Consider the following 23,538-nt stretch of genomic DNA (forward strand, 5'->3'; position numbering starts at 1 on the left):
AATATGACGTCAGGTTCATAAAATATTGGTTTTCAGGAAGCAAAATTTTAAATATGCTCTTATGTAAAAAAAAACTTATTCCAGCTCTGAGTAAAAAGAGAAAATGATAACATTTGAGAAGCTAGCACTAAAGGAAGCTGATTACCTGACATTGGAGGAATTGGGAGGGAAAGAGAAGGCACTTATCGGATTGTTGAAGTTGCTGAAGGGAAGTAAATTGGCGCTTAAACTTACTTTTTTTGAAAAGTTGCTGAATTATCTTCGGGTGATCGCTTTTTATATAATTGATAACAACCATCTGGTTATCAACTTTGAACAAGGGATTTCTCCGGGTAAAGAAAGTAAGGTCAACACTTTAGCAGAATTATTGCACCATCTAGGAATTGTAGAAATTGACAGGGGTTTTTATGTGATAAAGCCAGGTTATTTAGCCTTTGGAGTGGCAGAAAAAGTAGCAATTCGGTCGGCGGTATTACACGAAAGCCCCGTAGGTATGTTGCTTCGTAACCCTATATTTCAGCATATTATTGAAGATTTTCTCTTTGTAAGGAAACTAGTACGGAAATTCAGAAATGCATCTTTTCCACTGGATATTCCCCAGAAAAAGGCTTGGGTAAAGCTTTTGGAAAAAGGGCACTTGGACTACGAGGTAAGGCTAAGCGAAACGCTTTTTGAGCTTACTAAGTTACAAATCCCCAATAAAATTCCTTCGGTGTTTGATGAGAGTTATTACACCGAATCGGGTAGAAATGCCTTTAAGAATTTTACGCAGCATAGGTTTAAGAAGGTGTTGGATACCATAGGGAAGAAAGAAATGGAGGTGTTGGATGTAGGCTGCGGGTATGGCAATTACATTGATGTGCTGAAGCGGTGGTCGGGTGAGGTAAAAGTGAAGGGCGTTGAATTGCAAAAAGAGGTTTTTGAGGAAGTAAGTGCCCGTTTCACCAATGATTCATCGGTTCAGGTTTTTAATGAGAACATTTTCACCTTCGGTAAGGAAGAGACGTATGATTTGGTTCTGCTCAACTATGTCTTGTTTTATTTCTCTAAGAAAGAAAAGGTCAAGCTGTTTGAGAGGTTGAAGTCATTGCTAAAACCAGGAGGGAGCATTCTTATTTGCCAGTATTATTCGGGAATAGAAGGTTTAAAAAAAGAGCTTGCGGCGCAGCAAGGAGAGCTAAACAGCATCAAAAAAATTGAGATGTATTTCAGCAATAAGGTGTTGTATGCCAATTCGCTCTGGAACGAGTCGGCAAGTACCTTTTCCCAGGCAGAAAGGTGGGAGGAGTTTCAGGAAATCTTATCCCAAAACGGTTTGAAAATCAACGCGCTCACCCATGCCGATAAATTTTACTATTCCCTCTTTATAGAGGTCATTGCGGTTTAGTTGCACTATTCTTCCTCATAGGGAAGTGAAACGATAGAGTGAACCCTATTTCATATACCCATCTTCTACTATCTGTTCAGGCTGAATGGATATAAGCACAAATCCTTCGTGTTTTCTAACCTGTGGAGTGAATAAGGCACCTCTTACTAGAGGTGCTTTTAGGGTTATTTTTTGGTTTTTCATATACTGTTCTACCAAAGCATTACTGCTCCGCTACCGCTGGAAAAGGAAGAATAGAGCCTAAGCCTGAGCGTATAACTCCTGTTTTTGAATAACCTGACCGATATTTTCGAATTATACAGATAACCACTATCGTCGTCACCGGCTAGGTAAGTTTGTGTGCCATTCATGTCTTCAAATAGTACCATTACAGTGTCTACATTTCCAAAAGTTTGGATCGTATAGTCCCTGTTCTGAGGTGGCTTGATGGTAAAGTCTAGTTGTTCGCTAGGCTCTATTTCTATTTTTTGGGAAAGGAAAGGCTCTAGTAGTGGATCTTCTTCCACCGCTTTAGGTGGGTAAAACTTTCGCACCTCGCTGATATCCACTTCCGAAAGACCAGCTTCAGGAATAAGAGGTCTATTTTGGTACTCGGAAGGTTGGCGAATAAGCCCGGCATCGAACCAATAATGCATAATTGAATCGCGGTCCCAGTTGGAGCCTTCCACCGCTGCAGGGGATATTTTTCGGATTACATTGTGGTAGGTTTGCTGCCTGCTCCAGTTATTAGGCGAGCCTCCAAAATAGTTGTATACAGCATCCTCATCCCAAACGATACCCGCATTGGGATTTTGGTGCTCGTGTGGAAACCCGAGTGCATGACCAATTTCGTGGAGGGCGGTATCCTTGCCATACGGAGTAGTCAAATCCCAGCCAAAATTCATGGTGCGCTTCGCTGGATCTGGAACAAAATCAACAGCATCTCTACCAACATATGACCAAGAACCTCCAGGCTCAAAGCCAATTCTAATTTCAGCATCGTTAGGGTCGCTCACTTCTTCAAATACCAAACCGATGCCTAGGTCTTTCCACGTTTGAAAGGCATCTCTAACCGCTTGTTTTTGAGAGTCAAGCCCACGCCAGCTCGAGTTGTTTTCTAAAAAATGATAATGGAGGATGGTGTGATTTACCCATTTTTTTTCATTGTACCGCACCAATGATTGACGATTTGGATCGATGTTATCGTCTAACTTCCTTTCTGGTACCTGAGGAAGGTTACAGGTATCCAAAAGGTGTGGTTTTTCAGTGTCTTTAGCTTTCATGTTTTTAGATTAAAGAGTTACGAAAAGAGGCTAGTAATCCCAGTACAGTCGCTAAGAAGAAAGCTGGCTGTAGCGTAAGTTGGGTAATGAAATTGAGCTGGGGAAAGAGATAGTTGATACTCGGTTAATGTGGCAAGTAAGCAGTAATTGCAGATTTTGTAGCGTAAGTTTAATTAAGTGCCATTTATATACAGGTGAGCAGTCGTGTTTCAAATTAAGTATTTAGCAGCTATAGAGCAAGTACTTTGGGTGAAAGAAGCTGTATAGAAGAAAATGAGTTGTTTTTCATTCTAGTACATGCCAAAAACGAAAATACCCTCGGACGGTGGCGCACAGCTCGAATGAATTATCTCCAAGGTAGAAGGTTAGCAATGTTATATATGAATCACAGGCAACGGGTATTTTTTGTCAGGTATTAAGGTTTTCCATAAAAAAAGGATCATGTTGAAGCATGATCCTTTTTGATAATTTATCTATATGGATGAATTAGGTATTTTTATGCGCTTTAATCTGTACTAATTCTTCTTCCAGCATCGCTATTTTTTCCAAATACTCCTGCTCCTTGCGAGCCATGGATTCTTGGGTAGCTCTCAATTCTTCTACATTCTGGCGCATCTCATGCTCTTTTTCCATCAGCTCGTTGGACATCAACCTCGACTGGTCAAGCAATTTCTTAGTTTTCGAATTGACTTTGGTGGTGCTTATAGTAGAAGCTATATCTGCTCCAGCGCTTTCCAAGAAGTTGATTTCATGTTTTTCAAGCTCCTTAAAAGAGGCTATTTCAATGATTCCTTCTACTTTGTCACGCATTTTCAATGGCATGATCAATACATTTTTAGGAGTAGCTTTGCCAAGCCCAGAAGTGATGCTTACATATTCTTTCGGTATTTTTTTGAGGTAAACAGGTTTCCCTTCTAAGTAGCTCTGTCCGATAAGTCCCTCTCCTGGCATAATCACTTTTTCCATGAATTTTTGCCTGTTATATGCATAGCACGATTTCAGTTCTATCTGGATTTTTCCTTCTTTTTCTTCACAGATATAAAGCCCTCCTTGGTTCACATCAAGGTATTTTACTACCCCTTTGAGCAGCGCCCGGTACATTTTTTCAGGATCATCTGTGCTTCGAAGCATGACGTTTAGTTCAGCCAATCCTTTGGTAGCCCAGTTTCTTTTGGCTTCTTCCCTCCTCGAAATTTCTACTTCTTCAAGGGTTTGTTTCAATTCAACTTCTCTATTATTGAGCGAATCGTGCTTGGCTTGGGCTTCATCGAGGAGCGAATCGTTTATCTTTTTATATTGGATGTTCAAACGAGTAATGAATATGGACGAGGTTAGCAAAATGGCAACCAATAGAATTACATCGTCGAGAGCGGTGTTTTTGTAATTAGAGACAATCCCTAGTTGTTCACTTCCCACCGAAAACATTTCACATATATTATCGAAGAAAAAGCTGATGGATAGGATGAGTATAATAGCCGAAAACATCCTTTTTTTCTCGTTTAGCATGAAGACCGTAAGAGGGAGGAGGATAGTTGCGGCTATGAGTAACCTTGAAGATGTATAATGGTAAGCTTCTATTCGGGTAGGATTACTGATTTTACTAAATACATTGATAAACATAAGACCAATTGCCGGTGCTATACTTACTAAAAATCGAGAAAAACTGGTTAATCCCGAATAGTTCATCAGCAAGACAAACACCCCAATAAATCCAACACCCAGAATAGGTATAGGTGTATAAGAGCTTCTTATCAAAAATAACGAAGAAAAAATAGTCGCGGCCACTACCATAAACACCCCAAACTGGTTGGAAAGAATCACCCGCTTATAAAGCTGGAAATTCATTTCTTCTTTCACGCCCAATCTGGCAATAGAGTTCAACGATTTTTTGATTTTATTCATCAGAGTTTAGTGTTAATAAGATATTCTATTAAAACTTCATGAGTGTTTTATAGTATAATGGTTTTAGTATTTTTTCAAAAATGACCTATCGATTAGCCTATTCCTTTAAGTAGAGGATTTATTGTAATATGCTATCGAGCTTCTGTTGTAGATTGTCCTTGTTCGAGTAAAGCTATCCTCTCCAAATACTCTTGCTCTTTTCGGGCCATCGCTTCTTGGGTAGCTCTCAATTCTTCTACATTTTGTCTCATCTCATGTTCCTTTTCCATCAGCTCATCAGACATCAGCCTCGACTGGTCAAGCAAATGTTTTGTTTTGGCATTTATTTTTGCTGCACCTATGGTAGATGCAATATCTTCACCTACACTTTCCAAGAAGTTGATTTCATGTTTTTCAAGCTCCTTAAAAGAGGCTATTTCAATGATTCCTTCTACTTTGTCACGCATTTTCAATGGCATGATCAATACATTTTTAGGAGTAGCTTTGCCAAGCCCAGAAGTAATGCTTACATATTCTTTCGGTATTTTTTTGAGATAAACAGGCTTTCCTTCTAAGTAGCTCTGTCCGATAAGCCCCTCTCCTGGCATAATCACTTTTTCTATGAATTTTTGCCTGTTATATGCATAGCACGATTTCAGTTCTATCTGGGTTTTTCCTTCTTTTTCTTCACAGATATACAGCCCTCCTTGGTTCACATCAAGGTATTTTACTACCCCTTTGAGCAGAGCTTGGTACATTTTTTCAGGATCGTCGGTGCTACGGAGCAACGTGTTCAATTCAGCCAATCCTTTAGTAGCCCAGTTTCTTTTGGCTTCTTCCTTTCTTGCTATTTCTACTTCTTCAAGAGTTTGTTTTAACTCAACCTCTCGAGTGTTCAACGTCTCATTTTGCTTTTTGGCTTCGACTAACAGCTCGTTGTTCATCCTTTGGAATTGGGTATTGAGGCGAGTAAGAAAAGTATATGAGCTTATAATCACTATAAATACTACAGTTACATCATCTACCGCACTTTTTTTGTAAATAGATACGATACCCAGTTGCTCGCTACCTACGCCAAAATACTCACAGATCGGGTCGACTCCCAAGGCTACACATCCCAACACAAGTGCAGCAATAGCCATTTTCCAAATTTCTTTGGTACTAAAAACGGTAAGAGGCAGAAGTACCGTTACTGCTATTAATAACCTGATGCTGGTGTAATGGAAGCTCTCAATTACCTCAGGTGTATTTAGTTTTATATTGATATTCAAGGCAAGGAGTGCCAAGCCAGGGGCTATGCTTATGACAAAGCGGGAAAAGCCTGTAAAATTGAAATGGTTTAGTAAGAAAATTAAAAAACCAATACATCCAAGTCCTGCCAAAGCAACTGGGAGAGGATTACCCCTTGCTATGTACAATAATGTAAAGATAGATGTGGCAACAATAATGGTCATGGCGAAATAATTGGAGAGCATGACCCTTTTATAGATTTGGAAATCTTCTTCTTTATCTACTCCTGTATTAGATAACTTATCAAAGAATGCTATTAGTGACTTTTTCATTAAGGTTCAGATTAATGTTATTTGCCGTTTTAAGTGCGAATAGGCATTAATATAAAGTCTTAAAAGCCCTAAAATTATGTAAAATAGATACTTTATTACTTAAAGAGAAAAGGCGTTTATTAACTGTTGAGCTCAATGAATTTATCTACGTGGATATTTTTGCCCATTACTATCAGCATATCGCTGGGTTGGAGAATGGTATCGTCTTGGATTTTGTGCACCAAATGCTCGGCTATTGTGGGGCGTCCCTTCATATTTTCCTCAAACTGCCTTTTAATAGTTACCATCACTAGCTGGTATTTGCCCGGAAGGTTCAATTCACCTACGGTTTTGTTTACAGCTTTGCGAGGAACTTGAATTTCGGCAATTTCATAGCCATCGGGAAGGGGAAGAAAGGCTTTCATGGTGGGCTTGAGGAGCATTTCTGCTACCATCATGCCCACTTCATCTTCTGGGGAAAGGATTTCCTCTACGCCCAGTTTTTCTAAAATGATCTTTTGCTCTTGGCTCATCGCACGGGCAACTATCCGCTTTACATCAAGCTCCAGCAATAGCACAACGGTAAGCAGCAGGCCTTCTATGTTTTCACCAATAGCTACCAGCACTGCATCCATTTCCTGAATACTTTGGGTGCTAAGGGCTTTTATGTCGGTAGAATCGAGGGCTACCGCATAGGTTACATCGTCTTTTATTTGCTCAACCCGTTCTATATTTCTATCAATAGCCAACACTTCTGCGCCCCGCAATGTCAATTGTTTGGCTACTCTAGTGCCAAACTGCCCCATTCCTATTACCGCAAACTTATCTTCCATTTAGCTTATTTTAGATTTGATGAACGAAGTAATCACTTCTAGAGAATTATCGCAAGATAAATGATTATTGACAATAAAATCGGCATCGCCCTTGTGTGGCTCGATAAACTTTTTGTAAGAGGGCATCACGTGGTTTTCAAAGCGGTATAGTACATCTTCCAAGTCATATCCACGTTCTTTTTGGTCCCTATCTATCCTCCTTCTCAGCCTTATGTAGTCATAGGTTTCAATAAAAACCTTCAAATCAATTTGCTTGGCTATTTCTGTATAATGCAGGACAAAAATCCCTTCTACTATTACTACAGGGCTGGGCTTAAAAGTGAAGATTTTAGGTTTTATCTGAGGATTATTGAATGTGTATTCCTCTTTCACTACTTCTTCCCCCGCTTTTATTTGGGAAATATGATCGGCAAAAAGTGCCCGATCGATGGACTCTGGTGTATCAAAGTTCTCAAATCCTTTTATGTCACGAGGTTGCTCGCTCCTTTTTCTATAATAATTATCTTGAGAAATAAGGGTGACTTTTTCGTCGCCAACTGCCTCAAGGAGCTTTTGTAGGAAAAAAGTTTTTCCTGAACCACTGCCTCCAGTGATGCCAATCAGATAGGGCTGTTTCATTACGGTTTATCTTATGTGTAGTTTTAATGACCGCAAAGTTAAGGATGGAAGGGAATAATAGAAACTTTGATAATGAAAGAGCGATGTAGTCGTACTAATGAGATAAATATTGTTTTAAAAAGTAGAATCCTATTTTTTTGCGTTTGAAGATTAGAAAGCTCTTAGATTAATTTAGCTTTGGAGCTCCAAGATTGACCTAACCAAGATTTTTGCCAATGCAAATTGCTACAAAAGTTAAAGAAGTATCGCACTTTTTTCATATTGGCATATGGAAAATGGATGTTGTGCACCTGCCTGTTTGGAAGAAGTTTTTGGTACAAGCTTTACAGATTATTCTGCTTACTTACCGTAGCCTTATCAAAAAAGATATTGCTATTCGCGCTTCTGCGCTCACGTATTATTCCCTACTTTCGGTGGTTCCCCTCATTGCCATGGCCTTCGGTATTGCCCAAGGTTTTGGGTTGAAAGATGCTCTAGATAGGCAGCTAATAAATATTTTTGCCGGTCAAGAAGAAGTACTTGCACAAATGCGAGGCTTTGCCAATTCCATGCTGGCCCGCACCAAAGGGGGGATCATTGCTGGTATCGGTTTGGTAACGTTGATCTATTCGGTACTAAAGCTGATGAACCACATTGAAGATGCCTTTAATCATATTTGGGAAGTATCCAAACCAAGAAGCTTTTATAGGAAATTTACCGAATACACTACTTTTTTCACCATCGTGCCTATCATTTTTATTCTTTCGAGTAGTATGACGGTAGTAGTAGCTTCACAAGTGCGTGAAACTACAGAGCGATTCGACTTACCTGTTTTTGTTGACCCCATCATCCAAAGTATTTTGGGAATATTTCCCCTCACGCTTATTTGGATTTTGCTGTTTATTGTGTATCTCATTATGCCCAACACCCGAGTGCGGATTCGTTCTGGGCTTTGGGCTAGTTTGTTGGCAGGTACAGCTTATCAATTCACCCAATGGATATTGCTCGATTTCCAAATTGGTGTAGGTAGGTACAATGCCATCTATGGTAGCTTTGCCGCCATTCCTATTTTCCTTTTGTGGTTACAAATTAGTTGGATGATTGTATTATTTGGCTGTGCCTTTTCCCATGCCCACCAAAACATCAAAAAGTATAGCTTTGAAAAAGAGGTAGATCAGATAAGCCACGGTTCACGGATGCTAGTTTCATTATTGGTTATCCATGCACTTATAAAGAAATTTTCCGAAGGAGCTCCACCCGTCACTCAGGAAGAGCTGGTTGAAGAGCTTGAAGCACCCGGCAGCCTTATCGATAAATCTATCAAAGACCTTTTGGCTTGTCAACTTATTTCAGAAGTGTTGTTGCCAGAAGACATAGGGGTTGGTTATCAGCCCGCAAAAGATATTAATAGGCTTACTGTGAGTGAAGTAGTGTTGGCCATAGAACAGTATGGACCAGATAGCTTGGAAATACCACAAAATGAAACTTTCCAGCAAATAGTAGGTTCGTTGGCTGAGTTTAAGGGGCAAATAGAAGGTTCTAAAGCGAACAAATTAATAAAAGATATTGACTGATTCTACACGCATTTTATGAAACAAAAACTGCTTTTTTTATTGTTGCTTTTAGCTTCAACTTCGGCTTTTGCACAGCTCGATAATCAACTTTTTAATTACAAGTTTCCCGTAGATTCAGGCAGAAGTGAAGAGCTGCACGTTGAGCTCAATAGCTTTGGATACTTCAAAAACAATGAATTTTTCAACCAGATAATAGAAGGGTATACGCTCTTTGGCTATCAGTTCAACCCACGGCTGAGCTACCAACCTTCGCCCCATGTGTACCTTTCGGTAGGGGCTTTTTTCCAAAAAGATTTTGGGAACGATGATTTCACCCAAATCCAGCCAACTTTCACCTTCAAGTACCAAAAAAACAACTTTGCTCTCATTTTTGGCAACTTGGAAGGCGCACTGCACCATGGGCTCATCGAGCCACTTTTTGACTTTGAAAATGTGATTGATAACCGCTTGGAAAACGGGCTGCAATTCCTGTTCGACAAACCTCGGTGGAGCATGGATTTGTGGGTAGATTGGCAAAAGATGATTTATGAAAACTCTCCTTTTCAGGAAGAAATAGGTGGTGGGCTCAACTTCCATTACCATCTTTTGAGTAACGAAGGGTTAAAACTAGATGCCGAATTGCAATACACAGCTTTCCACCGAGGGGGGCAAATCAATCAACCTGGCTTTCCCATTCTCACTGTTTCTAACCTAGCCCCAGGGCTTAGTTTTGAAAAAGAAATGAACGGCTCGTTTGTAGAAAAAATAGGGGCAAGTGCCTACTATACGCTCTACTCTAACGATGCCGATTCTTCAGCAGGTTTTGCTTATGAAAGTGGCAGTGGAATTTACCTCAACGCCAGTGCCAACTCCCGCATTTTTGATATAATGCTCAGCTACTGGTTGGGTGATAGCTACCAAAGCGTGATGGGCGGGCCGCTTTACCAGTCGCAGAGCTTCCGCCCCGAAGAGCCCAACTACACCGAGCAGCAGCGTTCGCTTCTTTTCATCAGGCTAATGAAAAATATCCATCTCGGTGAAGGTACGGATATTTCCATCCGCCTGCAACCTTACCTCGACCTAGAAAACGACCTTTTTGAGCATTACATGGAGTTTTACCTCCACAGCAACTTGGACTTTTTTATTGCTAAATTGAAAAGGAGGTAGGGAAAATAGAGATTTTCAGTTCACCTTCCCCAAAAACTTCCAATCTAAAAAAACTGCCAAGGAAATTCCCAACGTATAACCTACCAAGTCGCTCCATTTGAAGCCGAAGCCGAGCACCAACCCAACCAACTTGATTTGCCGAAGTTCGTTTAGCCACTCCGCTTGGTAGAGTTGGGAAAGTTCAGTGCAGAAAGCAAAGAGAAGTGCTGCGGCAAATTTCCGCCGGATTTCACCACCAAAAAGTAAGGAAATAAGAAAATACACCAGCATCGCCCACAAAAAATCGCCAGCATAAAGGTTGTACCACTCAGGCAAAAACTCCGCCCACATGCGAGTAGGGAAGCCCAAGGCAAATACCACGAGTATGGCGAATAGGTAGTTTTTACGTGTAAGGATTTTATGTAAGTATGAAATCATATATTTTAAAACCCAAAGAAATCATTTTATACATTGCATTTTAAATAAATGAGTGTTTTTGTTACGTTCATTTTTCCACTCTTTAAGTACTGCTGACGATTGCTAGCGGTCCGCCGTTGCGGTTGCGGGTTACTGGTTTTAACAAATAAAACTCCTGACTCAAACTAATTAACTATCTGAATTACTATGTTTTACCTTTAAACAAGGCTTGCTTTTTTTTAAAAAATTACCAATAAGTAACAATCAGCGGTTGTCATAAACTGACAAAAGGCTTAAAAAAAACGTTCGCAAACTTAATCTACAGTGTATTTTATCCCCATCATCAAATTATCGCTTCATCAGAATTATTTTCCTCCATCCCCAAACAAGCGGCAACCACACCTACCGAAGGAGCAATCAACACGCCCAGTATAGGAATAAAGAAAAGTAAAGTAAAAGCCATTCCATTGCCCAAGGCAAAGCTTTTGTAGGTTTTTCGCTGGGCTTTTAGTTCTCGCATGCTATACTTTTTGTACGAAGCGGACAGGTCGAGCATGGAAAGTCCTACAAAATAGGATTGGACCAAAAAGATGATAACTGCGGTAAATGGAGAGAGTAGGGGAATAAACAGAGACAAAATTAGAATCAACAAAACAATGGCTGTTTCCTTTAAAAAAAGCAGCAGTGCATCCCAGGTTCCGAGTAGAATTTCCTTGGCAAAAGGTACAAATTCGAAAGCTTCTTTCTCTTTTTTTCCATGTAAAACTTCGCCTACTTTGTCCGCTACCAAACTCAGGATAGGGGACATTACATTGAGCATAAAAGATTTGTACAGCAAGAAAAAGAACAGCAAGGTAATAGCCCTTACCAAAAAGGAAACAAGTCCTGCCAAAAAATCTCCAACCCAACTGCCCTCCAATTTGGCTAAAATCCATTCGGTAAGTGGAGTGGTGACATCGGGTGCGAAAATAAGAGCAATAACAAGTAACGCTATAAAAATGGAAAGGCTTATGAAAGAAGGCAACAGCACCGCCTTCCATAAGCGGTACTGATTGATAAATGTAACTGCCTTAAAATAGCTGAAAAAGCCCGTTTTGAGTTGTTTTAACATTTAAAGATTTTCTTTTATATACTTAAAAACCAACTCCATCTGTCGCTTCACCTGCGACGAATAGGCGGTGTAATGGTTCTGCATGTAGGAGAAAACCAGTACTTTTCCTTTGTCTGTTACCAAATAGCCGCTTAGGCAATGGTTGTTGCTGAGCGTGCCCGTTTTCGCATGGATGTAGGGGCGGTTAGCCTTGTACCAATTCTTGATCGTTCCTGTTTGCCCACTGGTGGGCAAGTAGTCGAACAAGGTTTCGGTGCCCACTTTTTGGTAGAGCCTTAGCAGCAAATCGACCGTGGTGCGAGGGGTGAACATGTTGTAGCGGGACAGTCCCGAGCCATCCACCCAAATGGGCTCGTCGGGGAAATCTGCCATCAGGCTATCTGCGGCAAACTCAATTGCCCGCTCCGAGCCGAGTGTGTCGGAGAGCATTGCCGAGCACATTATTAGGATTTGCTCCGCCAAGAAATTATCGCTTTCTTGCAGCATTTTGCGGTACATGGTATCCGCTGCTTGGCTGTACAGAATTTTTCCATTCATGGGTACAGGGCTTTCATAAATTTCCACTGGTCGTTTGAGTTTTTCCTCCAATATCCCTGCAAATACCTCGTCTGACCACATAAAAGGGCGGAAGATTTCTTCACCCGAAAGGAAAGTATCGGCTTTGGCTAGGTAGGTAAATTTATTGCTAAACTCTTCCCGTTGGATTACTCTTTCATTTTCCCCTTTTTCCCGATACCTTTTATTCACCTTAGCCTCAAAATAGGAAGGACTTATCTTCAAAGAATCCTCGTCTCCTTTTAGCTCAAATACAGCATTGTTGGCGTGGATAGGAAACGGGGCGAGTTCCGAGCTGTAATAAGTGTTATAATCGTCCCAGCTCCAGCCTGCCCCAAATCGTCCTTCATCGAAAGGTGTGTGGCGGTAGAAAAGCTTTCCTTTCCAGCCAGCTAAGAATTTGAGGGCAGTAGAATCATTAAAATCGGGATTGAGTAACAGCGGGTAGCCAGTTCCCCAGAAAATGAGCGAATCGCCGCTGGTTTCGTACTTGAGAGCGGGTAGGGCATTTCCCAAAATATGCGTAGCGGTATAATAGGTATAAAGTTTCGTATTAGAAGCCGGGGTCATGTACTTATCCGCATTCCGCTCGTAGAGCACCTCGCCGTTGGCTGGGTCTATCAACATAAAACCCGTGAAACTTTGGTTCAATACGCTGGCAGTATCTAGTAATTGATCGATTTTGCTCTTGCTTAGCTTTTGCGCAAAAGCGAGCTGCCAACCAAGTAGGCAGGTAAGAAATAGAGTGGTTGTTCTCAATGTGAATAGTTTTTTGTGGTTACCTTATCTCAAGCTAAAATAAGTATGTTCTGGTGAAAACTGGTCGGAATGGGTAAAATATTGGGGAAACGAGGCTAGAAGGCATAAAAAAATGCCATGAACGACAGCTCATGGCATTTTTTTATGCAATGGAGAACCTAAATTACTTATCAATAGACCCCATTACACGAGACATAAACTCGTTGAGGGCTTCTTTTTCGGTTTTCCCTTGTTTTATCAGTTCCCGTACTTCCAAAGCGCCGTGCATGTTGGAAAGCATTTCCCCCAACACATCTAGCTCTTCGTCTTTGATGGCTTCGCTCTCGGTGATGAACTCAAGCAGCTCTACCGCTTCTAGCACATAATCTTGGTCGTTCTCTTTAATGAACTCGTGGATATGCTTAATGACTGGTAACCTCATCGACTAATTCTTTTAAAGATTCCACTTTGTTTGTCTGAACTTGTTTCACGAGCTTACCTTTTTTGAAAGCTGCGAATGTTGGTAAGTTTGTTACCGAAGCCAATTGCCTAGAGTTAGGGTTTTTCTCTGCATCGATAATTACAAACTGAGCATCGGCATGTTCGTTACCCATTCTTTTGAACTTTGGCTTCATAATGCGGCAGTTTCCGCACCATCCTGCTGAAAATTGTACAACTACAGTTTCATTGCTGTCGACTACTTCTTGTAAAGTGTCAGTTACTAATTCTTGGAACATAGCTTTATGATGTTTGAATGATGTATTAAAAAATTTAGTTGGCTTATGTGTTGTTGAAGGCAACCAAAGTTACAAACAACAACACTTTATTTAATATTTTTTCAGATTAATGTGCACTTAAATATTCTGCAACACCACTTCTATTTGCATTCATTGCCTCTTTTCCCTCTTCCCAGTTAGCTGGACATACTTCGCCGTGCGACTGAACGTGAGCATAGGCATCTATCAATCTCAAGAAATCATTTACATTTCTTCCGAGTGGCATGTGGTTGATCCCTTCGTGGAATACCGTTCCCTCTTCGTCTATCAAGTAAGTAGCTCTGTAAGTCACGTTATCGCCTACTTTTAGCTCAGCACCTAGCTCTTCGTCGTACTTATATTCATGAACATCTAATATGTCTAATACCTCAGAAAGGTTACGGTTGCTATCAGCCAAAATAGGGTAGGTAACACCTTCAATTCCGCCGTTGTCTTTTGCAGTGTTCAACCATGCAAAGTGAACTTCGGGAGTGTCGCAAGACGCGCCTATTACCATGGTGTTCCTTTTTTCAAATTCGCCCATTGCTGCTTGGAAAGCGTGTAGCTCCGTTGGGCATACGAACGTGAAATCTTTTGGATACCAAAATAAAAGTACTTTCTTTTTATTCTTTACTGCTTCTTCAAAAACATTGAGCTGGATGGTATCGCCCATTTCACTCATTGCTGGTACTGTTATGTTAGGGAATTTTTTTCCTGTAAATGCCATGATTCAATATTGTTTGTTGTGTTTTCAAAAGATTACAATGCAAATGTAAAGGGTAATTTTGTTAGATTTGAATCAACTTTTCTATGTACATGTTAGATAAAATCTATAATGAACTTCCAACAGCTTACCTACATCATTGCAGTAGATAAATACAAACACTTCGCCCAAGCAGCAGACAACTGTCACATTACCCAAGCTACGCTCAGCGCCATGATCAAAAAACTTGAGCAGGAGTTAGGCTTGGTTTTGTTTGACCGAACCCGTCAGCCCGTAAAAACTACCGACGAAGGCTTGCAAGTAATTGAGTTGGCTAAAAAAATCCTCTTCCATCAGCAGGAAATGCTTGACCTGAACCAAACAACCGTTTCTGAGATCAGCGGAGAGCTGCGTTTGGGGATAATCCCCACTGTAGCCAATTCCTTATTACCGCTCATCTTGCCCTCCTTGCTTCACGATTTTCCAGCGCTGCACCTCAAAATAGTAGAGGTAACCACAGAAGAACTCAAGCAGCAATTGATTTCGGAAAAGGTGGATATTGGGATTATGGCGACTCCTTTGGAAGACGAAATGCTAGAAGAAAACATTCTGTATTACGAAGCGATGATGGTGTATGGGATAAGTGGAGATAAAAAATATATCACCCCAAAAGAGATTCAAAACCAGCGAATTTGGCTATTAGAGGAAGGAAATTGCTTTCGCAACCAAAGTGCGACCATTTGCAACATCAAGGAGAAATCCAAAGCCCCAAGCAACCTCAGTTTTGAGGGCAGCTCCTTCGATACGCTGCTCAACCTTACCGATAGGTTTGGGGGCTATACGCTCGTGCCCGAGTTGTATTACAACCTCATGCCTGAAGAGAAAAAGAAGAAAACCAAGAATTTTGAACTACCCATCCCTGTTCGGGAAATTAGCTTGGTCTACCACCGTCCCTATGCCAAAAAACGAAGCATCGACTTGCTTTCGGAACACATCAAAAAACTGGTGAAAGGGCAGCTAATGACCGAAAAATACCCTGCTAAGGATTTGGCTATTATTGGGATTTGATTGGAGGTTAGAAAAAATGGTAGAGACGTATGCAATACATCTCTACCATTTCTATTATACACCACTTTTGTAGAAACTTCAGCGATGGGGGCGTCTCAAAACGACCCCATCGTTCCGCTGTTAGCTAACGGGTTTTATTGCGGCGGCAATAGAAGGACTAACTTCCAACCTCTAGCATCTAATCCACTAAAACCTACTCAACCCTACTTTTTACTTCTATCTCGTAACTTGCTGTGCCTGCTACACCTTCTTCGGACAGACCTTCTACGCTGATGCTGTAGTTGCCTGTGTCGTCGGAGGTAAAGAAGCTGATGGTGGCATTTCCTTGCTCGTCGGTTTGCACGCTTGGGTTCCAGTAGAGCGTATTCCTGAAGTCAGGGATTCGGCTGTCCAAATTGCTTTCGTTGTAGCTTGGGCTGTAAAATTCTCGCTGAGGCTCTAAAGCATTTATGTACACCCTTTTTGCCGACTCGGGCAACTCCAATTCACCTAGGTCGCCTTTTTTGGAAACTACATGCAGCAGCCCTCCAAAGGCATATTTGTTGAGGAAAAAAGATTTGCGGTACACTTCCAGTTTTCCCAGTTCTTTGGTATTGAAATCTTGTACATCGGTAAAGCGGAAAGCAGGTACACCATCAATGAGCACGAGCGGAAGTTTGTCAATGAAATCATTCTTATCATAATCGAAAATAGTGAATTTCAATCCTCCTTCTGTCTTTTTTCGGTACACGCCCTTAGCTATTTCCCTCAAAATCTCGTCCATTATTGGAAGTAGGTGGTACCTCGACATGTCGTACACAGAATGTGCTTCATCGTAAAAATGATGGTTGAGGTATTGGGTTTCCTTGTCATGCTCCTTGTTAAAAAAGTAGGCGTCTTCTATCTGCTCGTTGAGAAAAATAGTATTGAGCTTTTTAATTTCAGAGCTAGGAAGTGCATAAGGTGTTTTTATCGCATCAATTTTTCGTGTATCGTAAAAATCATCTATCTCTATTTTGGTTTGGTTGGTGGTATCATTCATGAGCTGGATGACCAAGTCTTTTTCATTATACACCCCATTCACCACAAAATAAAACTTGCCATCTTCTTGAGTGCGCTGCAACTGAACCATTGCTTCTTTTCCCGCAAAAGCGAGGAATACCATGCGGTTCTTGGCAGGCTCTCCCGTTTCCCTTTCAGTTATTTTTCCACTCATCACCCAGCCGTTGTATTCGGGGACATGTGCGTTTTTCTCAATTTCTCCGTCAAGTACATCTTCCCAAGCAAACCTCCTCCAGCCATGCGTCATCATCACCATGTCCATCATTTCACTTTCCGATGCACCATCCTTAAGCAATTTTGCAGCAGCACCTGCATCTCCCTTTAGGTCTGAACTGAGGTGTAGGTAAGAAGTAATATCATCATTTGAAAAATTGTTGCCCACCCTTTTGGCTACCGAAAGGGCAAATTCTCCGCTAAGGGGAGTGCCCTCCGCACTTTTGGCGCTTAGGGTAATATCCACCTTTTTTCGGGTAGAAAATGACGCCTTGTTGGCTTCAAGCTCAAGTGCCATTGTGCTTGGTTGTTTGAACAGCAAGCGCTCCGCCACAGGCTTCAGAGACGCATCGAACACCGTAAGCTGGTTGATGCCTTCGGCAAGTTCTTTTTCAGTGATTGAAAGATTAAGGTTTTCCCCTACAAAAAGGCTTTTGTTATAAACAAGTTGGTGTTTGTTTTGGATGATGAGGTAATAGGGTTTGTTTTCGTAAGCTGCATTTGCCTGCAAAGCTAGTTTCCATTTATCAGTTCCATCCTTTTTCACTGACAGCACTAGCCCTTTGTCCAAGGGTTTTGGGAAGGAGAATTCAAATTCTTCGCTGTTTTTCGATTTTGCGTACACCACATAGGAGTTGCCAGCCTTTGGGGTAAAGCCAAACGTTCCATAGCCGTTTTCCGAACTGAAATTTGCAACGGTATCTAGCCCATTGGCAATTACCATCCCGCTCACATCGCTGGGCTTGCCCGAACCTAGCACAGCCTTGAAGGCTACCGTAGATGTAAGCCCTTCTACCAAGTCTCCTCCTTCGGGGAAGAAAGCTAGCGAAGCCAGCTCTTGTTTTGTTTCTAAAGGGCTATCATTAACATAGTTAGCCGCTTCAGGATTGATTATTTGGAGTGTTTTGGTAAAGAAAAAATCAGGATCGCTGTTTCGCATCCATTTGGTATAGGCTCGCAAAGTATAATTACCCGAAGGAAGTTGGATAGGTACCTCAATAGCGTTATCACCTTTGCCATTTTCTAGCTCTACTATTTGGCGTATGGAAGGGTTTCCATCCTTGTTCACTAACTCTACATAAGCGACCTTGCTAAGTGCAGAAGGCAAGTGGAACGAAGCATCTACACAAAAAGCTTTGTACCATATTTTTTCGCCCGTAAGGTAAGTTTCCTTGTCTGTTGCCACATACATTTTCTCTTGTAGCTGTTTAATATTCAGGGAATCAAGGGCACTTTTGATCTTGTTTATCGACTGGATATCCTGCGCTTTGGCTAGTAAGCTAAAGGCAAAAAGTACGATGAATGTAATAGTTTTTTTCATAGTTAATGAGCTTGTTTTGTCAACCATAGAGGTAACAAAGTAATGATTTCAAGTGGAGCATGTAGGTACAAATCGAATACTCCGCCAAACATGCCTTTTATAAAATGTATGCATCTTAAGGTGTGCTATTAAGTTTATTATATCATTTGGTTATTGGCTAATACTTATTCTTCCCAAAAAATAGGAGGATCTAGGTTTCCACCTCTTCGGCGGCAGTCTACACAATTGGCAGGAGCAAAGCGCCATGCATAAGCAGTAAGCCCCGTTTCATCATAGATCAAACTTACGTACATAGTGTTTTCGAGATTACCCAAGTAATTTGCTTCGTCCACATTTTCAAACAAAACCGTATCAATGCTATTGTAACAGCTTCTTTCAGTATTAAATTTATTAACCTCTTCTCCTTCGGGAATATCATCTAAAGAGAAAAATACCTTAGCACTACTAGTACCAGATACCTCAAAGATACCCAGTACTGGTTCATTAGGAACATTAGTATTTTTGATATTTCCTAATACTTGGAAAGGTTGTTTGTCGAAAAGTGAGCCAGAGGATTCTGTGATTTCTTTTAGGTCTTTCCAAAAATTATATGCTTCTTCATCTAGGGCATATTGCTTAACATACATCCCATAGCGTATATTGAGTTTACCTTCGTCCAAAGTACTAATGTAATTTAGCTTTTGTTCGCTTATTCTGTCTTCGGTAAGTCCTCTCGTATTGTTTATAAGAATATTTTTTGAATAATCATCTACATAACAGGTATAAAGTAGCCGTTCTAGGGGTACAATACTAGTTCCTACCCACTCCTCATCAGTATAAAACGGAGATCTTATTTCCCATGCCTCTTTATAATCCCAGCGATAGTATTGGGTCTGGGCGGTAGGGTCATTCGAATCTACATATACTTGAAAGCCGTATACCGTACCATCTGTTCCATTTTTTGTCTCAAAATTGGCATACAACTTATCAATTGGGGGACAAGCTTTGAGTAGTTCATAATCAGACTCGTAAGTATTTTCGTTGGCAATGATTGAGAGCTTGTATCTCTTTCCTACCTCTCCTCTAAATGATAGATCGGAAAGGTAGATACCATCGGAGCTTTGGTTGAACTTATATACACTTCCATTTTCGTCTATAACCGAAACACTTGCTCCATTTACATAGACTGGTTTTTCGTTATCTTCCTCTTCAAAACCATAACTATAGCTTAATTTCACCTGATAAGGACCAGGGGCATCTGTAAGCAAAGCATCTACAACTAATAGGCTGTCATAGTCGGACGTCTGAGGTTCAAAAGGGCTGAGACATGCCCACATTACTAGCAAAACTATAGGTGTAAACTTTCTCATTGTTGTAATTCAATAATCATTAAAATAGAAAGCATATTTTACTTATCATTCTGTCTTTGATTCAGAAAATTGAGAGTATTTAGTTGTTTCTTGTCCTACTTGTTTTCATTATTCTTCCCAATATAAAGGAGGATCGAGGCTGGCATCCCTAAGGCGGCAATCCACACAATAAGCAGGGGCAAAACGCCAAGCATAAGGGATTGGAGGACCGTCTGCTGGATAAAGCGAATCTACGTACATAACTCCATTGAGATTTCCTAAGTAGTTTGCTTCGTCATAGTCTGAAAACAGCACCGTATCTACCTGTAAGTTACATTCCCCAAGAGGATAGTAAACATTGTAATCTTCATCCTCAGGGACATCTTGCAAAGAAAAAAATAACTTTTCGGTAGTAGTACCAGATACCTCGAAAAAGCCCAGTACAGGCTCATCAGGGGCGTTGATGTTTTTGATATTGCTCAAAACTTGAAAAGGCTGCTTGTCGAAAAGCGAACCAGAAGACTCTGTGATCTCTTTTAGGTCTTTCCAAAAATTGTAAGCATTTTCGCTCAGTGCATATTGCCGAACATTCATGCCATACCTTTGATTGAGCTTGCCAGCTTCTGTTGTAGAAATATAATTCAGCTTTTGTTGGCTCACTCTATCTTCCGTGAGACCTCTGGTATTGTTTATCAAAATATTTTTAGAGAAGTCAGTTTTATAACACCTGTAAATTAGTCTATCCAAGGGGATAGGTTCTGACCCTACCCATTCAGAGGTAGTGTAAAACCTTGATGTTATGGCCCAAGCCTCGTCATAATCCCAACGATAGTAATTGGTTTGGGAAGTCGGGTCATTTGAATCTACATATACCTGAAAGCCGAATATCGTACCATCTGTTCCGTTTTTTGTCTCAAAGTTGGCATACAACTTATCAATTGGGGGGCTAGCTTTTAGCAGCTCATAATCAGATTCGTAGGTATTTTCGTTGGCAATGATTGAGAGCTTATATTTCTTTCCCGCCTCCCCTTGAAATGACGGGTCGGAAAGGTAAATACCATCGGAGCTTTGGTTGAACTTATACACATTTCCACCTTCGTCCATAACCGAAACATTTGCTCCAGAAACATAGGCCGGTTCTTCGCCTTCTTCGTAGCCATAACTATAGCTCAGAGCTACCTTGTAAGGACCTGGCGCATCGGTGAGGAGTGCATCTACCACCAACAGGCTGTCATAATCAGTTGTTTCGGGCTCAAAAGGGCTCAAACAAGCCGACATTACCAATAACAGGATAAATATTCTTAATCTTTTCATTTCTATATTAGAATTTGAAGTTGTAAGTAAGTGTAGGAATAGGCTGGGCGAAGATGGAAAGTTGGTAGCCTTTTACCTCTCCATCTTCCGTACGGAAGAAAATGGAGTACGCATTTTTCCTACCCGTTACATTGTAGACTGAAAGTGTCCACGAGCCGTGTGCTGGCTTGGTCGATTTGTGGTTTCCTTCTAAGTTGAGGGAAAGGTCTAGCCTAAAATAATCGGGAATCCTAAGTTCGTTTCTGTTCGAAAAATGGATTCGCTCGGTGTCCCTAAAAGTGTACTTTCCTACTGGTACGGTGTACGGTCTGCCTGAGCTGTAGCTTATGTTCGCAGAAGCATTAAACCTTCTGAAAAACTTATAGTTAGCTACCATGGTAAAATCATGTGGCTTGTCGTAGTTGGCTGCAAAATATTCTCCACCGTTTATTATCTCCGAGGCATACGAAGATTTTGAGCGAATGAGCGAGCGCGAATATGTATAAGAAACCCATCCGTTGAACTTCCCGCTTTTCTTTTTGATCAAAAACTCTGCACCGTACGATTGTCCCTCGGCATTGATCAGGTCGGTTTCCACATGTTCGTTGATCAACAATTCTGCTCCGTTTTTATAATCTAAAATATCATCTGTTTTTTTGTAGTAAACCTCTACGGAAGTTTCTATCGTGCTGTACCTAAGGTTCTTGTAAAGCCCTAGCGAAACTTGGTCGCCTACCTGAGGGCGAATGTGGCTATCGCTTAGTTTCCAGGTGTCCGTAGGGGAAATAGCAGCCGTGTTGGTGATCATGCTCAAGTATTGCCTCGTACGTCCATAGCTCAACTTGAAAGAAGTGGAAGGGTCGAGCATGTAGCGAAGTGACAACCTATATTCTGGACCCGAATAATCTTTGATCTTGTCCCCAGAACCATACAGGATAGTATCTTGGATGTTTTCCAACTCCCTAGGGGCACCATCAGGATAGGTATAAACCGACTTAGGACCCAAAAAGCGGTAGAAAGAATAGCGCAGCCCATACGAAAGGCTAATGCTCGGGCTAATGTCAAATACATCGCTGATATACACCGCTGCTTCAACTGCATTTTCTTCTTCCAACGCTTTTCTGCTCACTTTCGATTCTTCTCCTCTCGGCTCCTTTATACCTGGGTTCAGGTCATATTTGATAGCTCCAAATCCAAAATCTATTTTATGCTTGTTGTTGGGATAATACGAAAAATCAGCTTTTACCTCGTTGTGGTTGATCCCGTAGTTTAGGTCAAAGGCATTTACACCATTATCCTCACTATTAATAGTGTAATTATAATCACTATGTACCAAGGAGAATACGCCGTAGAGTTTTTTGCTGAATAAATGCTTCCAGCTCAAGGTCGCACTTTTGTTTCCGTAGCTATAGGTAGTATCTGAATTAAATTTGAAGTAATCATTACTCATATAGCCCGAAAGGCTTATTTTGTTGTTTTCGTTGAGCGTGTGGGTCACTTTCGCATTTAGGTCATAAAAAGAGGCATTGCTATTGGAAATATCGGGGTCATCTATCAAGTTGAGAATCCAATCGGAGTAGGTGCTCCTTCCCGAAACAATGAATGTGGTTTTTTCATTGGCAATAGGCCCTTCCAGCGTAAGCCTAGCCGTTACGGGGCTCACACCGCCTGTAAGCGTTACCTTTTTGCTGTTCCCATCTTTCATATCTACATCAAATACCGAAGAAACCCTTCCTCCAAAGTTTGCAGGGATTGCACTTTTGTACAGGTTAAAGCTGTTGACAACGTCGGGGTTGAAGATAGAAAAGAAACCAAAAAAGTGGGAGCTGTTATAAACTGGGGCTTTATCGAAAAGGATGAGGTTTTGGTCGGCACTACCGCCTCGAACATTGAAACCTGCTGCGCCTTCGCCTACCGACTGCACGCCCGGAAGCAAAAGAGCTGCTTTCACTATGTCGTACTCGCCCATAATAGGAGGGAGGTTCTTTACTGTTTTCATGTTGATCTTTTCCATGCCCATCTGGATGGAATTGATGTTTTGGTCTTCATCTTCGGCAATGACGACTACCTCGCGGAGTTGCTTCACATCTTCCTCCATTTCAATGTTAAGCGAGCCATCTCCGTAAACTTCTACTTGCCTTTTGGTAGCTTTCATGCCCACACTTTTGAAGAGAATAGTGCTTTTGCCCCGTGGGATGTTAAGAGCAAAATACCCGTCGGCATTGGTTACTACGCCCATGTTGGTCGATTCTATCAGTACCGTGCCGCCAATTACAGGCTCGCCAGTAGCCATGTCTTTCACATAACCAGAAATCACCGCTTTGCCGGGTTGGTCCTTTTCAGAGAAGTTCCCGATTTTAAAGAGGATAAGGAGTGGGTCTTTCACTATCTCCACTTTCTTTTCCTCTACAGGTTTTTTACGAAGATAATTTCCTGCTACCGCCGTTTGCCCTGCGTCTAAGCTTACGTTGGTCTGCTTTATTTCCGCAATGATGGGGAACTTGTTGGTGACAATAACTTGGCTATTGTTTCTCAGCACAAACTCAAAATCCGATCCTTCAAAAGTAGTTTTTAAGATATTCGACAACTGTTCAGGAGCTTTTATTTGCTTGACCTTTAGGCTGTTTATTGCTGCCGTATCGAAGAAAAAACGTAGGCTTTGCTTACTTTCTAGTTCGTTTACAAATTCAGAAAACGATTTGCCATTATAGTTTTGCTGGATAACTACGGCCTCTTGGGCAAAGCCAAACCTAATACAAAATAGGAAAAATAGCGTGGGTAAAAGCTTGTTCATA

19 protein-coding genes are annotated in these 23,538 nt (G+C 41.2%); 4 read left to right on the forward strand and 15 right to left on the reverse strand.

What is annotated here, in order from left to right; all coding sequences use genetic code 11:
• Window positions 1-103: 103 nt before the first annotated feature.
• Window positions 104-1,387 carry a class I SAM-dependent methyltransferase gene (locus R9C00_03800; GenBank protein WPO36569.1) on the forward strand — a complete coding sequence of 428 codons (1,284 nt, stop codon included), beginning with the start codon at window positions 104-106 and terminating at the stop codon, window positions 1,385-1,387.
• Between the two features lie 191 nt (window positions 1,388-1,578).
• Here the strand turns inward: R9C00_03800 and R9C00_03805 are convergent, their stop codons facing one another.
• The 5 genes from R9C00_03805 to udk all read right to left on the reverse strand — a co-directional run bounded on the left by R9C00_03805 (window position 1,579) and on the right by udk (window position 7,522).
• Window positions 1,579-2,649, reverse strand: coding sequence for a M12 family metallopeptidase (locus tag R9C00_03805; protein ID WPO36570.1), 1,071 nt, complete (start codon window positions 2,647-2,649; stop codon window positions 1,579-1,581).
• 486 nt (window positions 2,650-3,135) lie between these two features.
• Complete coding sequence (locus R9C00_03810) at window positions 3,136-4,551, reverse strand: GAF domain-containing protein (GenBank protein ID WPO36571.1); 1,416 nt, start codon at window positions 4,549-4,551, stop codon at window positions 3,136-3,138.
• 131 nt (window positions 4,552-4,682) lie between these two features.
• Window positions 4,683-6,092 carry a GAF domain-containing protein gene (locus R9C00_03815; protein WPO36572.1) on the reverse strand — a complete coding sequence of 470 codons (1,410 nt, stop codon included), beginning with the start codon at window positions 6,090-6,092 and terminating at the stop codon, window positions 4,683-4,685.
• A gap of 119 nt (window positions 6,093-6,211) precedes the next feature.
• Entirely contained in the window at window positions 6,212-6,904 is a 693-nt protein-coding gene (locus tag R9C00_03820; GenBank protein ID WPO36573.1) for a TrkA family potassium uptake protein, read from the reverse strand.
• Complete coding sequence (udk, locus tag R9C00_03825) at window positions 6,905-7,522, reverse strand: uridine kinase (protein WPO36574.1); 618 nt, start codon at window positions 7,520-7,522, stop codon at window positions 6,905-6,907. It abuts the gene before it with no gap.
• A gap of 215 nt (window positions 7,523-7,737) precedes the next feature.
• Between udk and R9C00_03830 the strand changes: the two genes are divergently transcribed.
• Window positions 7,738-9,075 carry a YihY/virulence factor BrkB family protein gene (locus R9C00_03830; protein WPO36575.1) on the forward strand — a complete coding sequence of 446 codons (1,338 nt, stop codon included), beginning with the start codon at window positions 7,738-7,740 and terminating at the stop codon, window positions 9,073-9,075.
• Between the two features lie 15 nt (window positions 9,076-9,090).
• Window positions 9,091-10,221, forward strand: coding sequence for a hypothetical protein (locus tag R9C00_03835; protein WPO36576.1), 1,131 nt, complete (start codon window positions 9,091-9,093; stop codon window positions 10,219-10,221).
• A gap of 15 nt (window positions 10,222-10,236) precedes the next feature.
• Here R9C00_03835 and R9C00_03840 read toward each other — a convergent pair whose 3' ends face one another.
• The 6 genes from R9C00_03840 to R9C00_03865 all read right to left on the reverse strand — a co-directional run bounded on the left by R9C00_03840 (window position 10,237) and on the right by R9C00_03865 (window position 14,503).
• On the reverse strand, window positions 10,237-10,638 hold the full coding sequence (locus R9C00_03840; GenBank protein ID WPO36577.1) for a DUF2809 domain-containing protein: 402 nt from the start codon (window positions 10,636-10,638) through the stop codon (window positions 10,237-10,239).
• Window positions 10,639-10,960: 322 nt separating this feature from the next.
• The gene (locus tag R9C00_03845) at window positions 10,961-11,728 is read right to left on the reverse strand and encodes an EI24 domain-containing protein (GenBank protein WPO36578.1); all 768 of its coding nucleotides are present in this window, start codon (window positions 11,726-11,728) and stop codon (window positions 10,961-10,963) included.
• Window positions 11,729-13,042, reverse strand: coding sequence for a D-alanyl-D-alanine carboxypeptidase (locus tag R9C00_03850; GenBank protein WPO36579.1), 1,314 nt, complete (start codon window positions 13,040-13,042; stop codon window positions 11,729-11,731).
• A gap of 163 nt (window positions 13,043-13,205) precedes the next feature.
• Window positions 13,206-13,463: a hypothetical protein gene (locus tag R9C00_03855; GenBank protein ID WPO36580.1), complete on the reverse strand. Its 258-nt coding sequence runs from the start codon at window positions 13,461-13,463 to the stop codon at window positions 13,206-13,208.
• Entirely contained in the window at window positions 13,444-13,758 is a 315-nt protein-coding gene (locus tag R9C00_03860) for a thioredoxin family protein (protein ID WPO36581.1), read from the reverse strand. The genes R9C00_03855 and R9C00_03860 overlap by 20 nt, the downstream gene beginning before the upstream one ends.
• A gap of 106 nt (window positions 13,759-13,864) precedes the next feature.
• On the reverse strand, window positions 13,865-14,503 hold the full coding sequence (locus R9C00_03865) for a peroxiredoxin (protein WPO36582.1): 639 nt from the start codon (window positions 14,501-14,503) through the stop codon (window positions 13,865-13,867).
• 108 nt (window positions 14,504-14,611) lie between these two features.
• On the opposite strand from R9C00_03865, the gene R9C00_03870 reads away from it, so the two are divergent.
• A complete protein-coding gene (locus tag R9C00_03870; GenBank protein ID WPO36583.1) occupies window positions 14,612-15,547 on the forward strand; it encodes a LysR substrate-binding domain-containing protein in 936 nt (311 codons plus the stop codon).
• A 193-nt stretch (window positions 15,548-15,740) separates the two neighbouring features.
• On the opposite strand, the gene R9C00_03875 is transcribed toward R9C00_03870, so the two are convergent.
• The 4 genes from R9C00_03875 to R9C00_03890 form a co-directional block, all read right to left on the reverse strand.
• Window positions 15,741-18,122 (reverse strand): hypothetical protein, encoded by a 2,382-nt coding sequence (locus R9C00_03875; GenBank protein ID WPO36584.1) that lies wholly within the window; start codon window positions 18,120-18,122, stop codon window positions 15,741-15,743.
• A gap of 164 nt (window positions 18,123-18,286) precedes the next feature.
• Entirely contained in the window at window positions 18,287-19,471 is a 1,185-nt protein-coding gene (locus tag R9C00_03880; GenBank protein ID WPO36585.1) for a DUF4249 domain-containing protein, read from the reverse strand.
• Window positions 19,472-19,579: 108 nt separating this feature from the next.
• Entirely contained in the window at window positions 19,580-20,764 is a 1,185-nt protein-coding gene (locus R9C00_03885) for a DUF4249 domain-containing protein (protein ID WPO36586.1), read from the reverse strand.
• A gap of 7 nt (window positions 20,765-20,771) precedes the next feature.
• Window positions 20,772-23,537 carry a TonB-dependent receptor gene (locus R9C00_03890; GenBank protein ID WPO36587.1) on the reverse strand — a complete coding sequence of 922 codons (2,766 nt, stop codon included), beginning with the start codon at window positions 23,535-23,537 and terminating at the stop codon, window positions 20,772-20,774.
• Between the last annotated feature and the right edge of the window lies 1 nt (window position 23,538).

The organism is Flammeovirgaceae bacterium SG7u.111 (assembly GCA_034044135.1).
In the GTDB taxonomy this organism is placed as follows: domain Bacteria; phylum Bacteroidota; class Bacteroidia; order Cytophagales; family Flammeovirgaceae.

Excerpts from the sequence above, each read along its gene's own strand:
- R9C00_03890 (WPO36587.1), bottom strand. The coding sequence starts at position 23,537 with ATGAACAAGCTTTTACCCACGCTATTTTTCCTATTTTGTATTAGGTTT.
- R9C00_03800 (WPO36569.1), top strand. The coding sequence starts at position 104 with ATGATAACATTTGAGAAGCTAGCACTAAAGGAAGCTGATTACCTGACA.
- R9C00_03830 (WPO36575.1), top strand. The coding sequence starts at position 7,738 with ATGCAAATTGCTACAAAAGTTAAAGAAGTATCGCACTTTTTTCATATT.
- R9C00_03810 (WPO36571.1), bottom strand. The coding sequence starts at position 4,551 with ATGAATAAAATCAAAAAATCGTTGAACTCTATTGCCAGATTGGGCGTG.
- R9C00_03880 (WPO36585.1), bottom strand. The coding sequence starts at position 19,471 with ATGAGAAAGTTTACACCTATAGTTTTGCTAGTAATGTGGGCATGTCTC.
- R9C00_03860 (WPO36581.1), bottom strand. The coding sequence starts at position 13,758 with ATGTTCCAAGAATTAGTAACTGACACTTTACAAGAAGTAGTCGACAGC.
- R9C00_03885 (WPO36586.1), bottom strand. The coding sequence starts at position 20,764 with ATGAAAAGATTAAGAATATTTATCCTGTTATTGGTAATGTCGGCTTGT.
- udk (WPO36574.1), bottom strand. The coding sequence starts at position 7,522 with ATGAAACAGCCCTATCTGATTGGCATCACTGGAGGCAGTGGTTCAGGA.
- R9C00_03870 (WPO36583.1), top strand. The coding sequence starts at position 14,612 with ATGAACTTCCAACAGCTTACCTACATCATTGCAGTAGATAAATACAAA.
- R9C00_03840 (WPO36577.1), bottom strand. The coding sequence starts at position 10,638 with ATGATTTCATACTTACATAAAATCCTTACACGTAAAAACTACCTATTC.
- R9C00_03835 (WPO36576.1), top strand. The coding sequence starts at position 9,091 with ATGAAACAAAAACTGCTTTTTTTATTGTTGCTTTTAGCTTCAACTTCG.
- R9C00_03875 (WPO36584.1), bottom strand. The coding sequence starts at position 18,122 with ATGAAAAAAACTATTACATTCATCGTACTTTTTGCCTTTAGCTTACTA.
- R9C00_03865 (WPO36582.1), bottom strand. The coding sequence starts at position 14,503 with ATGGCATTTACAGGAAAAAAATTCCCTAACATAACAGTACCAGCAATG.
- R9C00_03820 (WPO36573.1), bottom strand. The coding sequence starts at position 6,904 with ATGGAAGATAAGTTTGCGGTAATAGGAATGGGGCAGTTTGGCACTAGA.
- R9C00_03845 (WPO36578.1), bottom strand. The coding sequence starts at position 11,728 with ATGTTAAAACAACTCAAAACGGGCTTTTTCAGCTATTTTAAGGCAGTT.
- R9C00_03805 (WPO36570.1), bottom strand. The coding sequence starts at position 2,649 with ATGAAAGCTAAAGACACTGAAAAACCACACCTTTTGGATACCTGTAAC.
- R9C00_03855 (WPO36580.1), bottom strand. The coding sequence starts at position 13,463 with ATGAGGTTACCAGTCATTAAGCATATCCACGAGTTCATTAAAGAGAAC.
- R9C00_03815 (WPO36572.1), bottom strand. The coding sequence starts at position 6,092 with ATGAAAAAGTCACTAATAGCATTCTTTGATAAGTTATCTAATACAGGA.